This window comes from Kitasatospora sp. NBC_01246 (assembly GCF_036226505.1).
Taxonomy (GTDB): Bacteria; Actinomycetota; Actinomycetes; order Streptomycetales; family Streptomycetaceae; genus Kitasatospora.
Map to the genome: position 1 here is coordinate 777,811 of NZ_CP108484.1, position 12,738 is coordinate 790,548.

16 protein-coding genes are annotated in these 12,738 nt (G+C 75.4%); 8 read left to right on the top strand and 8 right to left on the bottom strand.

The window, feature by feature from the left end:
- Window positions 1-89 precede the first annotated feature (89 nt).
- Window positions 90-752, top strand: a complete 663-nt coding sequence (locus tag OG618_RS03535; protein ID WP_329491995.1) for a carboxylate-amine ligase — start codon at window positions 90-92, stop codon at window positions 750-752.
- A 150-nt stretch (window positions 753-902) separates the two neighbouring features.
- Window positions 903-1,541, top strand: a complete 639-nt coding sequence (locus OG618_RS03540) for an endonuclease (RefSeq protein WP_329485661.1) — start codon at window positions 903-905, stop codon at window positions 1,539-1,541.
- Window positions 1,542-1,559: 18 nt separating this feature from the next.
- Here OG618_RS03540 and OG618_RS03545 read toward each other — a convergent pair whose 3' ends face one another.
- Together OG618_RS03545 and OG618_RS03550 are read right to left on the bottom strand one after the other, a co-directional pair.
- Window positions 1,560-2,102, bottom strand: coding sequence for an ATP-binding protein (locus OG618_RS03545; RefSeq protein WP_329485662.1), 543 nt, complete (start codon window positions 2,100-2,102; stop codon window positions 1,560-1,562).
- Window positions 2,103-2,241: 139 nt separating this feature from the next.
- On the bottom strand, window positions 2,242-2,400 hold the full coding sequence (locus OG618_RS03550; RefSeq protein WP_329485663.1) for a hypothetical protein: 159 nt from the start codon (window positions 2,398-2,400) through the stop codon (window positions 2,242-2,244).
- Between the two features lie 86 nt (window positions 2,401-2,486).
- Here OG618_RS03550 and OG618_RS03555 point away from each other — a divergent pair, with 86 nt between their 5' ends.
- Entirely contained in the window at window positions 2,487-3,098 is a 612-nt protein-coding gene (locus tag OG618_RS03555) for a TIGR03086 family metal-binding protein (RefSeq protein ID WP_329485664.1), read from the top strand.
- Window positions 3,099-3,174: 76 nt separating this feature from the next.
- Here OG618_RS03555 and OG618_RS03560 read toward each other — a convergent pair whose 3' ends face one another.
- Window positions 3,175-3,885: a DsbA family oxidoreductase gene (locus tag OG618_RS03560; protein WP_329485665.1), complete on the bottom strand. Its 711-nt coding sequence runs from the start codon at window positions 3,883-3,885 to the stop codon at window positions 3,175-3,177.
- 224 nt (window positions 3,886-4,109) lie between these two features.
- Here OG618_RS03560 and OG618_RS03565 point away from each other — a divergent pair, with 224 nt between their 5' ends.
- Together OG618_RS03565 and OG618_RS03570 are read left to right on the top strand one after the other, a co-directional pair.
- On the top strand, window positions 4,110-4,877 hold the full coding sequence (locus tag OG618_RS03565; RefSeq protein WP_329485666.1) for an SDR family NAD(P)-dependent oxidoreductase: 768 nt from the start codon (window positions 4,110-4,112) through the stop codon (window positions 4,875-4,877).
- Window positions 4,878-5,209: 332 nt separating this feature from the next.
- Complete coding sequence (locus OG618_RS03570; RefSeq protein ID WP_442906925.1) at window positions 5,210-5,809, top strand: DUF4230 domain-containing protein; 600 nt, start codon at window positions 5,210-5,212, stop codon at window positions 5,807-5,809.
- A 54-nt stretch (window positions 5,810-5,863) separates the two neighbouring features.
- On the opposite strand, the gene OG618_RS03575 is transcribed toward OG618_RS03570, so the two are convergent.
- The 3 genes from OG618_RS03575 to OG618_RS03585 are packed head-to-tail and all read right to left on the bottom strand — an operon-like array spanning window position 5,864 to window position 8,421.
- Entirely contained in the window at window positions 5,864-6,907 is a 1,044-nt protein-coding gene (locus OG618_RS03575; protein WP_329485668.1) for a hypothetical protein, read from the bottom strand.
- Between the two features lie 60 nt (window positions 6,908-6,967).
- Window positions 6,968-7,828, bottom strand: a complete 861-nt coding sequence (locus OG618_RS03580; RefSeq protein WP_329485669.1) for an SDR family NAD(P)-dependent oxidoreductase — start codon at window positions 7,826-7,828, stop codon at window positions 6,968-6,970.
- On the bottom strand, window positions 7,825-8,421 hold the full coding sequence (locus OG618_RS03585; RefSeq protein ID WP_329485670.1) for a TetR/AcrR family transcriptional regulator: 597 nt from the start codon (window positions 8,419-8,421) through the stop codon (window positions 7,825-7,827). Before OG618_RS03585 ends, OG618_RS03580 begins: the two co-directional genes overlap by 4 nt.
- Before the next feature lie 146 nt (window positions 8,422-8,567).
- On the opposite strand from OG618_RS03585, the gene OG618_RS03590 reads away from it, so the two are divergent.
- The 3 genes from OG618_RS03590 (at window position 8,568) to OG618_RS03600 (ending at window position 10,208) form a co-directional block, all read left to right on the top strand.
- Window positions 8,568-9,065, top strand: coding sequence for a pyridoxamine 5'-phosphate oxidase family protein (locus tag OG618_RS03590; protein WP_329485671.1), 498 nt, complete (start codon window positions 8,568-8,570; stop codon window positions 9,063-9,065).
- 118 nt (window positions 9,066-9,183) lie between these two features.
- Entirely contained in the window at window positions 9,184-9,387 is a 204-nt protein-coding gene (locus tag OG618_RS03595; RefSeq protein ID WP_329485672.1) for a cold-shock protein, read from the top strand.
- Window positions 9,388-9,572: 185 nt separating this feature from the next.
- Complete coding sequence (locus OG618_RS03600) at window positions 9,573-10,208, top strand: TetR/AcrR family transcriptional regulator (protein WP_329485674.1); 636 nt, start codon at window positions 9,573-9,575, stop codon at window positions 10,206-10,208.
- A 20-nt stretch (window positions 10,209-10,228) separates the two neighbouring features.
- Here OG618_RS03600 and OG618_RS03605 read toward each other — a convergent pair whose 3' ends face one another.
- Together OG618_RS03605 and OG618_RS03610 are read right to left on the bottom strand one after the other, a co-directional pair.
- On the bottom strand, window positions 10,229-11,392 hold the full coding sequence (locus OG618_RS03605; RefSeq protein ID WP_329491996.1) for an FAD-dependent monooxygenase: 1,164 nt from the start codon (window positions 11,390-11,392) through the stop codon (window positions 10,229-10,231).
- Window positions 11,393-11,575: 183 nt separating this feature from the next.
- On the bottom strand, window positions 11,576-12,727 hold the full coding sequence (locus tag OG618_RS03610; RefSeq protein ID WP_329485675.1) for a trypsin-like serine peptidase: 1,152 nt from the start codon (window positions 12,725-12,727) through the stop codon (window positions 11,576-11,578).
- Window positions 12,728-12,738: the final 11 nt, after the last annotated feature.

Below are 12,738 nucleotides of genomic sequence, written 5' to 3' on the forward strand. Positions count from 1 at the left end.
GGGGGTGGGCCGGGCGCATGGCGGTGGAGGCTGCCGCTGCCCCGGAGTGATCCGGGTGACGGCGGGTAGTCGCCAGGCATGCTGACCGGCTGCGGCCGTGGCTGCCCCTGCTGATCGCGCTCTCCGCCAACTCGCCCCTGTGGCACGGCGCCGACACCGGATTCGCGTCCTGGCGCACCGTCGTCTTCGGACACTGGCCGGTCAGCGGACCGCCCCCGTCCTTCCGGGACACCCACGACTACGACCGCCGCACCTCGCACCTCGTCGGGGAGGGGCTCATCCGTGACAGCGGACAGCTCTACTGGCACATCAGGCTCTCCGAGCGGTACCCCACCGTCGAGGTCCGCGCCATGGACGTCCAGCTCCGCCCGGACGAGGCGGTGATGCTCGCGGGCCTGCTCCGCGCCCTCGCCACCCGGCTGCTCGACGACGACCGGGCGCGGCCGCCCGCGCCCGCCGTCACCCCCGAAGTACTCGCGGCAGCCGTCTGGCACAGCGCCCGGCACGACTGCACCGGGACGGTCCTCGACCCGCTCTCCGGGCACCTCGCGCCCGCCGCGCGCGCGGTGGCCGCGCTGCTGGACTACCTGGCCCCGGTGCTGACCGCCACCGACGACGGGCACCACGTCACGCCGGTGCTGGAACGGCTGCTCCGCGAGGGCAACGGGGCCGTGCGGCAGCGGCGCACGCTGCGCCGACACGGCAGGGCGGAGTTCGTCGCGACGATCGCCGACGAGACCACGGGGGCCTGAGCGAGACCACCGGGGCCTGAGCACCGATCAGTGCCACCGGCCCGGCGTGTCACCCGCGCCGGGCCGGGTAGCCGAGCCGGTGGGAGGAACCGCCCGTCCGGCGCCGGGTACCTCCCCCGCGCAAGGCGCCGCCGAGCGGAGGTGACTCCGATGGACGCGAAGCGGACGGCACGCCGGGTGCTCCACGACTACGGCGAGACCTATGCCCACCAGGCCGGCATCCGCCTGGCCGACACCCCGGCGCCGCTGTACCAGGTGCTGGTGCTCTGCGTCCTGTGCGCGGCCCCGATCCGGACCGAGACGGCGGTCGCCGCCGCCCGCGAGCTGTTCGCGGCCGGGCTGCGGACGCCCCGGGCGATGGTGCGTGCCACGTGGCAGGACCGCGTGGACGCGCTGGGCCGCGCCCACTACCGCAGGTACGACGAGAGCACGGCCACGGCTCTCGGCGACGGCGCGCAGCTCGTCCTCGACCGCTGGCACGGGGATCTGCGGGCGCTGCGCCGGGAGGCCGGCGGAGACGTCGAACGGCTGCGGGGGCTGCTGCGGGAGGTGCCCAGGATCGGCCCGACCGCCGCCGACATCTTCTGCCGCGAGACCCAGGGCGTCTGGCCGGAACTCCGGCCCTTCTTCGACACGCGGGCCCGGCGGAGCGCCTCCACCCTGGGCCTCCCCCGCAGCCCCGGGGCACTGGCCGGCCTCGTCGCGCCGCGCGACCTCGTCCGGCTCGCGGACGGCCTGGTGCGTGCCGGCCGCGCGCCGGGGGCGGTGGAGCGGCTGCGGGCCGGCTGAGCGGCACCCGGACCCGCGTCAGGGCCGCCGGGGGCCGGGCGGGGCCGGCACCTCGGCCCACACCGTCTTCCCGTCACGCTCCGGCCGGTAGCCCCAGGCACGGGCGAGCCGGTCGACCACCCGCAGCCCGTGCCCGCCGGGCGCGCCCCGGTCGGCGGGCGGGCGCAGCCGTGGCGGCTCCCGGCCGGCGTCGCCGACCTCGATCCGCAGCCGGCTGCCGTCCCAGGCGAGACGCAGCTCGTACGGGCCTCCGGGGGCGTGCACGCACGCGTTGGTGACCAGTTCGGAGACCATCAGCACGACGTCCTCGGCCGCGGCCAGCTGCTCGTCGTCGGCCGCCGGCAGCCACTGCCAGTCGGTCAGTGCGCGGCGGCAGAAGTCGCGGGAGCGCGGTACCGCGCCGGCTCGCTCCGCCAGGAACAGCCGCCTGGTCTGCTGCGCACGGGGTTCGGTGGTGTGGTCGATCGTCCTCATCGCCTCTTCGGCCTCTGCGTCGAGCGGGCAGCCGGGGGGACCGGCGCCGGCGGTCGGCCCGGTCGGTACGGCCGCGGTGTCGTCCATGACCCGCGCCTGCCCCGCTCCGTGGCCGCTACACGGGCCCCGCGCCGGTTGCCCGGAACGGACGGCGATCGCACCGCGGGGTGCCGCCGCCGGCCCGACGGTGGCCGGGTCGGCGGCGGCACCCCGCGGGCGGCGGAGGTCAGCCCGCCCGGGCGATCTTCGCGTTGACCTTGATGACGTCCTTCTCCTTCAGCGTGCCGAAGGCCCCGACCGCGCCCGACGGCACAGCTGCCGACCCGCCCGGCGGACCGCACCCCCGGGTCCGCTCGGCGACCCCCCGATCACCGTCCGGCACCATCGCCGGAATCAGCCCGCGTAGATCTGGCTTCTCACGCCCGGTAGCGGTTCACTGGGAGTCACCAGGGCAGGAACGGAGGCCCGGCCATGGGATGTCCCCACACACTCGGGTTCCACACCGAGGTCCGCGAGCGCTACGCCGCCGCCGGGGCGGAAGTCACCCGGCTGGTCCGGGCGGTGCCCGAGGACCGGTGGACGGCGCCCACCCCCTGCCACGACTGGGACGTGCGCACCCTGCTGAACCACCTCACGGCCCAGCACCTGTGGGTCTGCCAGGCGGTCGCCGGCTACACCCCGGCGCAGATCGGCCACCGGTTCGAGGGCGACGTCCTGGGCCGCAACCCGGTCGGGGTCTGGACGATGGCCCTCGGCAGCGCCGTCCGCGCCCTCGACCGACCGGGCGCGCCGGACCAGTTGGCGCACGTACCGTACGGGCTGCGCGATGTCGGCGGCTACGCCCGCGAGCTGACCGCCGAGACCGTCGTGCACGGCTGGGACCTCGCCCGGGCGCTGGGCCGGGACGGCCGGATACCCGAGGCTGCGGCCCGGTACGCACTCGCCGAGTTCCGGAGCTGCCACGATCTCGCCGGCACCGGCCAGTTCGCCCCCGCCCGCAGCCCGGCAGCGGGCGCCGACGTCCAGGACCAGCTGATCGCCCTCACCGGGCGGGACGCGTCCTGGTCGGCCCAGCGACTCTGACCGGGGGCGCCGCCCTTCGGGGGGCCGGCGGTGCGGAGCAGGGCGCCGGACCGGCCGACGTCCCACTCCGCGCAGCTCAGCCCTGCGGGACCGCGCAGCCGTCCGGTCCGCACACCTCTCCCGCCTCGGCACCGGCCGTCGGCAGGAGGACGACCCGGCTCTCCCAGGCCTGCTCCAGCGCGGCGGTGAAGGTCGCCGGCGGCTGGGCGCCGGACACCCCCAGCCGGCGGTCGAAGACGAAGAACGGCACTCCGGTGGCGCCCATCGCCGTCGCCGTCGCCTCGTCCTCGCGCACGGCCTCCGCGTACGCGTCGGGGTCGGCCAGCACGCGGGCCGCCTCCCCGGCGTCCAGCCCGGCCTCGACGGCCAGCTCCACCAGGCGGCCCGGGGCGAACGCGGAGCGCTCGTCGGCGAAGTTGGCCCGGTACAGCAGGTCCAGCAGTCGGGCCTGGCGACCGTGCTCCTCGGCGAAGTGCAGCATGCGGTGCATGTCGAAGGAGTTCGCCGCGTCGCGCCCCTCGGTGCGGTAGTCCAGCCCCTCCTCGCGGGCACTGGCGGCGATGCGCTGCTCGGCCGCCTCGGCCTGGTCCAGCCCGAGGCCGTACTTGGCGGCGATCAGCGGGACCACCGGGCGCGCCTCGGCGGGCGACCGGGAGTCGAGTTCGAAGGAGCGGTGGACGATCTCCACGTCCTGCCGGTGGGGGAACCGTTCGAGGGCCTTCTCGAACCGTGCCTTGCCGATGTAGCACCACGGGCAGTTGATGTCGCTCCAGATCTCGACGCGCACGGCGCTGCTCCTGTCCTCAGCCGGGCGGGTCCTTCCCGCACCGCCCGACCTCCAACATGCGTGATGAGGTAAATATTTCCCGCAGTGAAATGTTCACCCCGCCGCCCGCAGGCCAGTAGGCCCGCGACCGCCTCGGCGGCCCGGTCGGCCGCCCCGGTGGGGCCCGCCGTAGGGTGCTGGACAGCCGGCCGTGCCCGACGGCCCGACCCCGGGAGCATCCCGCCATGAACCTGCCCTCCACCGGCCGTCGCGTGCTGGTCAGCGGGGCCTCCCGGGGCCTGGGCCGCGCGGTGGCCCAGGCATTCGCCGCCAACGGCGACCGGGTGGCCGTGCACTACGGCACCCGCGCGGACGACGCCGCCGAGACGCTCGCCTCGCTCGACGGCTCGGGCCACGCGCTCGTCCACGGTGACCTCGCCGACCCGGGGGAGGCCGCCCGGGTCGCCGACGCGGCGGTGCGGGCGCTGGGCGGCATCGACGTGCTGGTGAACAACGCGGCCGTCAATCTGCGCCACCCGCTGCCCGAGACGCCGTACGACGAGTGGGTCGACAGCTGGCAGCGGCACGTCTCGGTCAACCTGCTCGGCACGGCCTACCTGAGCCACCGGGCCGCCCACGCGATGATCGAGCGGGGCGGCGGCGGACGCATCGTCAACATCGGCTCCCGGGGCGCCTTCCGGGGCGAGCCGGACCACCCGGCGTACGGGGCGACGAAGGCCGCCGTGCACGCCCTGGGTCAGTCGCTCGCCGTCTCCCTCGCCCCGCACGGCATCGCCGTCGCCTCCGTCGCCCCGGGCTTCTTCGAGACGGAGCGGGTGGCCCCGCGGCTGAACGGCCCGGAGGGGGAGGCGATCCGCGCGCAGAGCCCGTTCGGCCGGGTCGCCACCGCCGCCGAGGTCGCGGCCGCGGTGCTCTGGCTCGCCTCCCCCGCCGCCGAGTGGTCCTCCGGCACCATCCTCGACCTCAACGGAGCCTCCCACCTGCGGACCTGACCGGACCTGCTGACGCCGGCGCGGCCGCCGGAGCGCCCGGGAACAGATCCGCACACGACGGAACCGTTGCGCCGCGCCCGAGCGGGCAGAAGGGCCTCGATGCCCGGGCCGACCCGGCGCGGGCCCGTCGAGGAGGTCCAGCGATGCGGTGGCCGACGAACGGTCGACGGCACGAACCCGAGAGACGGCACACGGAACGGAGCGACGAATCCGACGAGCAGCGCACGGAAGGGACGGAAGGGACCGAGCGGAAGGCGGCGGCGCCCCGCCGCACCCCGGACGCCCGGTCGCGGCCCCGCAGGGTCCCCTGGTACGTCGGTCTGCCGGTCACCCTGGCGGTGATCCTCGCGGTCTTCCTGGCCGCCGCCAAGCTGGACCTGCTGCCCGGACTGCCCAATCCCTTCGCCGAGCGCCAGATCGACCGGAGCCAGCCCGCCGTCCTCAAGTCCATCCAGGACATGAGCCGTTACACGGCGGCCGGCGGCAACTTCCAGGTCATCGTCGACCTGGACCAGGACGCGAAGTTCCTCCCGTCCCAGATCCTCGGCAAACGCACCCTGTACGTGGCCGCGGGCACCGTCGACGCGTACGTGGACCTGGGCGAGCTGGCGAACGGCGCGGTGACGGTCTCCGACGACCGGCGCTCGGCCACCGTCACGCTGCCGCACGCCCGCCTCGCCGACCCGGCGCTGGACGTGAAGCGCTCCTACGTGTTCTCCCAGCAGCGCGGGCTCTTCGACCGGCTCGGGGACTTCTTCTCCGGCAACCCCGGCGACCAGCAGAAGCTGGAGATCCTGGCGACCGACAAGATCAAGGCGGCCGCCGAGCAGACCGCGCTCACCGCGACGGCGGAGAAGAACACCCGGGCGATGCTGCAGAACCTGCTCACCTCGCTCGGCTTCACCACCGTGACCGTCACCGTCGTCCGCTGACGGCGGGCCGGCCGGGGGCTTTCGGGGTACCGCCGAAAGCCCCCGGCCGGCCGGTCAGACGGTGGCCAGGCCGAGGCCGTGGAAGGTCACCCGGTAGGGGCCGATGTCCTCCGCCTCGCTGCCCAGCAGCAGGTCACCGGGGGTGGCGACGCCCGCCGCGCGCGCGGTCGCCACGAGGGTCCCGGCCAGGGCCCGGCCGTCCGGCTCCCCCGGGCCTCCCGCGTCGAGGCGCCACCTGGGTTCGTGGTCGTCCGCCCAGGTCTCCCGTGTGCCGGGGTGCTCGGCGACGGTGCCCCAGCCCGCCGCGGCCGGGTCGGCGTCGTGGTCGGCGAAGGACGCCAGCATCAGCCGGCTGTCCGCGTCGATGTCGAACAGGCGCGGCGCCCCGCCGCCCGTCCGGCCGTAGAGCCGCATGACCTTGGCGATGCCGAGCGCGGCGAACTCGGCCGGCAGCGTGGTGAGGAACGCGGCGAGCGCTCCGGTCACCGTCTCCCAACTCCGCGCCGACCAGCGGCCGGGCAGGCTCATTCCGGCGGTGGACGGGGCCCGGCGGGTGCCGAGGAAGCCGCCGATGGCGTTCTCCTCACCGTGGCCGAGGCCGAGGTACCAGTCCTCCAGCGGAGCGGTGGGCCGCAGGACGAGCTCCGGCCCCCGGCGGCCCGCCCGCAGTTCGAGCGTGTCGTGCGGACCGCGCCACCGCAGGAACGGCGCGCCCCAGGCCGGGGTCGGGCCGTAGTAGGGCCCCAGCGAGCCGTACGAGCCGATCACCGACGCCTCGCCGAGTTCGTCGGTCAGTTCGGTCCGCGCCCGGCCGAAGGCCAGCACGTGGCCGGCGGCGTCGGGGCCGCCCCGCCCGGCCGGCACGGCCAGTTCGAGATGGGCCCGCCCCTCGGCGTAGCGGCGCTCGGACGGCCCGACCGGGCGCAGCCGCGGTCCGTCGGGTGACGCCCCGTCGGCGGGCCCGGCCCGGCGCAGGCCGAGGCCGTCGACGAGGGCCCGGGCGCCGTCCTCGGTCCAGCCGCCGGTCCGCGCCGCGAGGAGCCGGCGGGCCAGGTCGGCGAGCGGTTCGTCCACGGGAGTGAAGTGTTCTTCGAGCACGGGGAGATTCTGCCCCGGCGGGGCGGCGGGCCGGCCCGCCGCCCGGCCCCCTCGGACGGGTCAGGCCGCTCGGACCGGCTCGGGCAGCGGGAAGCTCCGGCGCATCAGGGCGTCGAAGGCCGCGTCGGGGAGCAGCCGCTTGGCGAGCATGGTGGAGCGGGCCAGGGCGCCGACGGCGTAGCGGGCGCGGGGGCGCGCGGCGGTGGCGGCCCGGACCACGACCCGGGTGGCGGCCTCGGCTGGCACGGCGCCGTTGCGGCGGGTGAAGGTGCGGCCGCCGTACATCTCCGCGAGGCGGCTGCGGAACCCCGCGTACGGGTCGGCCGGGTCGGCCTCGCCGTGCATGGTGGCCACCGCCGTCGCGGCGAACCCGGTGATGGTCGGGCCGGGCTGGACGACCACCACCTCGACGCCGAAGGGGGCGACCTCCAGGCGCAGCGAGTCGCTGATCGCCTCCACCGCGTGCTTGCTGGCGTGGTAGAAGGCGCCGCCGGGCGGGGAGAAGCGGCCGGCCATGGAGGAGATGTTGACGATGCGTCCGCGCCCGGCGCGGCGCATGCCGGGCAGGACCAGCTGGGCCATCCGCACCAGCCCGAAGACGTTGGTGTCGAACTGGGCGCGGATCTCCTCCCGGCCGGCGGTCTCGACCGGCAGGTGGAGGCCGTACGCGGCGTTGTTGACCAGTAGGTCGACCTGGCCGTGCGCGGTCTCGACGGCGGCGACCGCGGCGGCCATCGAGGCCTCGTCGGTGACGTCGAGCGCCAGCGTGGTGATGCCGAGGCCGGCGAGGTCGGCGAGGGTCTCGGGGCGCCGGGCGGTGGCGTGGACCCGGTGGCCGAGCCGGTGGAGGGCGAGCGCGGTCTCCCGGCCGAGGCCGGAGGAGCAGCCGGTGATCAGCACGGTCCGTGCGGCGTCGGTCATGGCGAGACCTTTCGGTGCAGGAGGTCCCAGACGGCGGCTTCGGCGCGGTCGAGGTCCTCGGCGGGGAGGGTGGGCAGGCCGCCCGGGCGGCGGAGCTTGACGAGGCCGGTGAAGGCCCCGAGCGCGAGGGCGACGAGCTGGGCGGCGTCGCCTTCGCGGATCTCGCCGGCCCGCTGGCCGCGTTCGATGAAGTCGGCGGCGACGCGGTCGATCTCCTCGGCGAGGGCGCGGCTCTCGGGGGCGAGGAAGGTGTCGTGCTGCTGGTGTTCGAGGAAGACGAAGGCGTCCGGGTACGCGCCGGCGTAGCGGGTGAAGCCGCGCCAGAAGCGGCCGAACTCCGCCCGGATGTCACCGGCCGGTCCCCCTTCGGCGAGCGCGCCGGCGAGGTGGTCGAGCAGGGCGCGCTTGGCGTGCTGGAAGGCCGCGTTGCCGAGCGCCTCCTTGCTGGGGAAGTAGCGGTAGATGCTGCCCACGCCCACGCCGGCGCGCTGGGCGACGGCGGGCATCTGGGTGCCCTCGTAGGTGCGTTCGGCGAAGAGCGCGAGGGCGGTGTCGATCAGCAGGCGGTCGAGGTCGGGCTTCCTGGGTGCCACGGAATGAATATTCATTCCTCTCCTGGGCCCTGTCAATCCCCTCCCCCGCCCGCTCGGCCCCTTCCCCGCCCGACGAGACCCCGGCCCCGGAACCTTCCTAAGCTGGAACGGCCCTGCTGGACTACCGCTGGAAGGTGGGATCGACCGTGCAGCCGACCGAGATCAACGAGGTCCTGAACCGGCCGCTCAGCCAGGAGCTCCTGGCCCGGGCGCTGACCCGGCTGGCCTATGTCGCCAAGGACGGCACGCCCCGGGTGGTACCGATCGGGTTCGTCTGGAACGGCTCGGAGATCGTGATGTGCACGGTCAAGAACGCCCCGAAGCTGGCGTCCCTGCGCCGGAACCCGGCGGTCGCGCTGACCATGGACACCGAGGCGCACCCGCCGAAGATCCTGCTCGTCCGCGGCCGGGCCGAGCTCGACGTCGTCGAGGGCATCCCGGACGAGTACCTGCGCGGGAACGGCGCCTACGAGATGACGCCCGAGCAGCGGGCCGCGTGGGAGGCCGAGGTCCGCTCGCTCTACGACGGCATGGTGCGGATCGTCGTCACCCCGACCTGGGCGAAGCTGATCGACTTCGAGACGACCCTGCCGAGCGCGGTGGAGGAGCTGATCCGCCGGCGGGACGAGCGCGACCGGACCTGACCCCGCCGCCGGATCACCCGCTCGCACCACTCGGGGTGACAGACCGGACACCTTCCGCCATCGACACTGCTCAGGGGCGGTATCGTGGCCGCGCCCAGCACGTGTGAAGGAGATCGGCATGGCAACTGGCAAGGTCAAATGGTTCAACGCGGAGAAGGGCTTCGGCTTCATCGCCCAGGACGACGGCGGCCCGGACGTCTTCGTGCACTTCTCCGCCATCCAGACCACCGGCTTCAAGGAGCTCTACGAGAACGACGTGGTCGAGTACGACGTCACCCAGGGACCCAAGGGCCCCCAGGCGGAGAACGTCGTCAAGGTCTGAACGGAGCTGAACCACCGTGCCGGCACCCCGCCCAGGGATGCCGGCATCAGCCCGCCCCCGGCCCGCTCCCGGCCCGCTCCCGGCCCGCTCCCAACCCCGCCTCCCGGCCCGCTCGTGGCGGAAAGGCTGCCGAGCCGGTTTCAAACGGCGTTCGAAACCCCGCGGTGATCGTTAGACTGCCGGGGGTGAAGCTGACCGCAGACCGGATCATCGACGCCGGAATGGCCGTGTTCGCCGAGTCCGGCTACCACGGCCTCTCCATGCGGCGGGTGGCGGAGCGGCTCGACGCGCACGCCGGAAGCCTCTACTACCACGTGCCCAACAAGGCCGCGCTACTGCAGCTGATGGCCGACCGGGTGGCCCGCCAGGCGTACGACGCGGGCACCGAGGCACTCGCCGCACTGGACGCCTCCAGCGGCTGGCAGGCCCGGGTGACGGCGCAGACCGTCGCCCTGCGGCGGAGCATCCGGCAGCACCCCGGCGGGGCGATCATGTTCGCCGACAGCCCGAAGACGCTCAGCCCCGGCGCGCTGTCCGTGATGGAACGGCTGCTCGACACCCTCGCGGCGGCGGGCGTCCCGGCGGAGCAGTGCGGCACCGCCGCCGACACCGTGCTCAGCCACGTGACCGGCTACGTCCTCCAGGAGCAGAGCGAACCGCCGGTCGTACCACCCGACCCGGAGGCCGTCGCCGCCCTGCACCGGCGCTTTCCCCGCACCGTCGCCGCGGCCGCCCACGACCAGGACGGGCAGTTCGCCCGCAGCCTGGAGCTGATCTGCGCCGGTATCGCCACGCTGCTCCCGCCCGCCGAACGGCCCTGACCGCCCGAGGTGACGGGCCCTCAGACGGCGCCGGACGGCTCCGGCAGCGGGACGTCCCAGGCGAGCAGGCGCAGCAGGTCCTCGTCCACCCGCGGCCGGGCGCCGTCCGGACGAGCCTGCGGGGCGGCCGAGGGCGGGCCGGCCGTCAGACGGGCGCTGGCGGCCGTGTTCTGCTCGGTCCTGGGCCTGCGGTGGCGCTCGAAGCGGGCCAGGGCCGCCGCGGCTCCGGGGGTGTCGCGCAGCGCCTTGGCCAGGACGACGGCGTCCTCCAGGGCCATCGAGGCGCCCTGGCCGGTGGCCGGCGAGGCGGCGTGCGCGGCGTCCCCGATCAGGACGGCGCGCCGGGTCCGCCAGCGCGCCCCCGGTGCGACGTGGAGCGCGTTGGTGACCATCAGCCGGTCGCCCGTCCTGGCGACGATCCCCGCGGCCGGGGTCCGGTCCGCGCCCAGCAGCGGCGCCAGCCACTCCCGCCACTGCGCGGGAGTGGTGCCGGCGACCTCCACCGGGGACGCGGCGGGCCCGGGCACCCGGGCGAACCAGTAGGTCTCGCCGCCGGACGAGACCAGGTACCCGAACGCGGCGCCGCTGCCCCGGACCATGGTGATCCGCTCCGGCCCGGAGGACGGCGCGGCGGCGGTGCTGTACCCGTAGAAGACGCGCTGGCCCGCGTACTCGGCCGCGGGCGCGGCCGGGTCCAGCCAGGCCCGGACGGCGGAGTGCGTGCCGTCCGCGCCCACCAGGAGGTCGCCGGTGGCACCGGTGCCGTCGGCGAAGTGCGCGGTGATGTCGGCGTCGGTCTCGGTGACGGAGGTGAGCCGGGCCCCGTGCCGGACCTCGATGCCGCGCCGTCGCGCCTCGGCCCGCAGCGCCGCGGCCAGCTCGGCGCGGCGCAGGCAGCGGTAGCGGGTCAGCCGGTGGCCGGGCTCGCCCAGCGGGACGGCGGCCAGTTCGGCGCCGCTCGCGTCGAGCACGGTCATGGTGGTGATCGGGAAGCCGAGGGCCGCGACGGCCTCGGCCGCGTCGATCTCGGCGAGGGCGCGCATCCCGTTGGAGGCGAGGGTCAGGAAGGCCCCGATGTCCTCGCCCGTGTCGGGGTGCGCCTCGTGGACGGTGACGTGGAACCCCGCCTTGTGCAGCGCCAGCGCGGCGGCCGTTCCGGCGATGCCGCCACCGATGATCCGCATGGTCGTCAACCGAGCTTCCCCTCCCGTGCTTTCCCGCCGCTCCGGCGGCCGACCCGGACTCGCGGGGGGAGCGGAGCGGCCACGGGACCATCCTGCCAGTCGCCGGGGCGGGCGGGGGCAGTAGCCACCGGGCCCCGGGTGCGGGCGGCGCACGGACCTCCCGGCCCGTGCGCCGCGCGGTGGTCAGGCCGGGCGGGTCTGCGCCCAGGTGTGGAGGCGGTGGGCGCTGTCCCCGAGGCGGGTGGCGTACAGCGTGGCGGCCGGGCCGCCGGCCAGGTCCTCGGAGGTGGTGGTGACGCCGACGACCGTACCGGTGCCGGTCCTGGTGTCGAACGTCGCGAAGTGCGGTCCGCCGCTCGCCCCGTGGCCCATGTCGCAGGGCTCGCCCCACAGCAGGGGGGCCGCGGTGCCGGGCCGGGCCGGTCCGGCGCAGTGGATCATGCGGGATCCGGCGTACTTGGCGCCGGGGTCGTTGAGCCGGTCCTTCGGGTAGCCGAAGGTGTGGACGAACTCGCCGTCGACCGGCCGGGTGAACGCGATCCGCTGACTTCCCGTGACGTCCGCGATCCGTCGGCCGTCGGCGGAACGGTGCGCGACCAGCACGCCCGTGTCGTAGCCGGCCACCGCGAGATCGGCCGAGGTCGTGCCGCCCGGGTCGGCGTCCCAACGGGAGGAGGTGGCCGCGCTCCTGATGACGAAGCCGCCGAGCGGCTTCGTCCCGTTGCGGTAGCCGGGCACGAAGTAGAGGTTGTGGTGCCAGGTGTCCTCGGCGGCCGGGGCGCCGACGCCCCGCAGGCAGTGCGCCGCCGTGATGACGGTGCTGCGGTTGGCGCCGTTGACGACCGTTGCCGTACAACTGCCGTCGTAGCCGTCGCTGAAGGTGAAGAAGAGCCGGCCGACGCTCCTGTTCACCGCGCCGCCGTGCGTCCAGACGCCCCCGGGGTCCGGCGTGTCCGCGGGCAGCGGCCGGGGGTCGTCGGCCGTGTCGTCGTCCTCGGGCACGGGGGTGATCTCGGGGACCATGGCACCGGCCAGCTTCATCCGCTCCGGCGTCCAGTAGGTGTCGATCCGGCCGCGCTCCTGATCGGTGGTGGCGCCGGCGTGCGCGGTGACGGACTCCTGACCGGCGGGCGCCGCGGCCAGGGCCGTGTTCGGCAGCAGCACGACGGCCGCGACGGTACTCAGCAGGAGGGCTCCCGCGGCGACGAACGTGCGGGGAAACGCCCGGGGGAGGGTGCGGTGGACGGCGCGGTCAACGGCCGGCACGGCTCGGGTGCGCGACCGGCTGTGGGTCCGGCCGTCGGGGCGACTGGTTCGACCATGGGTTATCGACATGTCCGGCACGC

Coding starts and splice junctions, on each gene's coding strand:
- OG618_RS03540 (WP_329485661.1), top strand. CDS start 903: ATGGACGCGAAGCGGACGGCACGCCGGGTGCTCCACGACTACGGCGAG.
- OG618_RS03545 (WP_329485662.1), bottom strand. CDS start 2,102: ATGGACGACACCGCGGCCGTACCGACCGGGCCGACCGCCGGCGCCGGT.
- OG618_RS03550 (WP_329485663.1), bottom strand. CDS start 2,400: ATGGTGCCGGACGGTGATCGGGGGGTCGCCGAGCGGACCCGGGGGTGC.
- OG618_RS03555 (WP_329485664.1), top strand. CDS start 2,487: ATGGGATGTCCCCACACACTCGGGTTCCACACCGAGGTCCGCGAGCGC.
- OG618_RS03565 (WP_329485666.1), top strand. CDS start 4,110: ATGAACCTGCCCTCCACCGGCCGTCGCGTGCTGGTCAGCGGGGCCTCC.
- OG618_RS03580 (WP_329485669.1), bottom strand. CDS start 7,828: ATGACCGACGCCGCACGGACCGTGCTGATCACCGGCTGCTCCTCCGGC.
- OG618_RS03595 (WP_329485672.1), top strand. CDS start 9,184: ATGGCAACTGGCAAGGTCAAATGGTTCAACGCGGAGAAGGGCTTCGGC.
- OG618_RS03605 (WP_329491996.1), bottom strand. CDS start 11,392: ATGCGGATCATCGGTGGCGGCATCGCCGGAACGGCCGCCGCGCTGGCG.
- OG618_RS03610 (WP_329485675.1), bottom strand. CDS start 12,727: ATGTCGATAACCCATGGTCGAACCAGTCGCCCCGACGGCCGGACCCAC.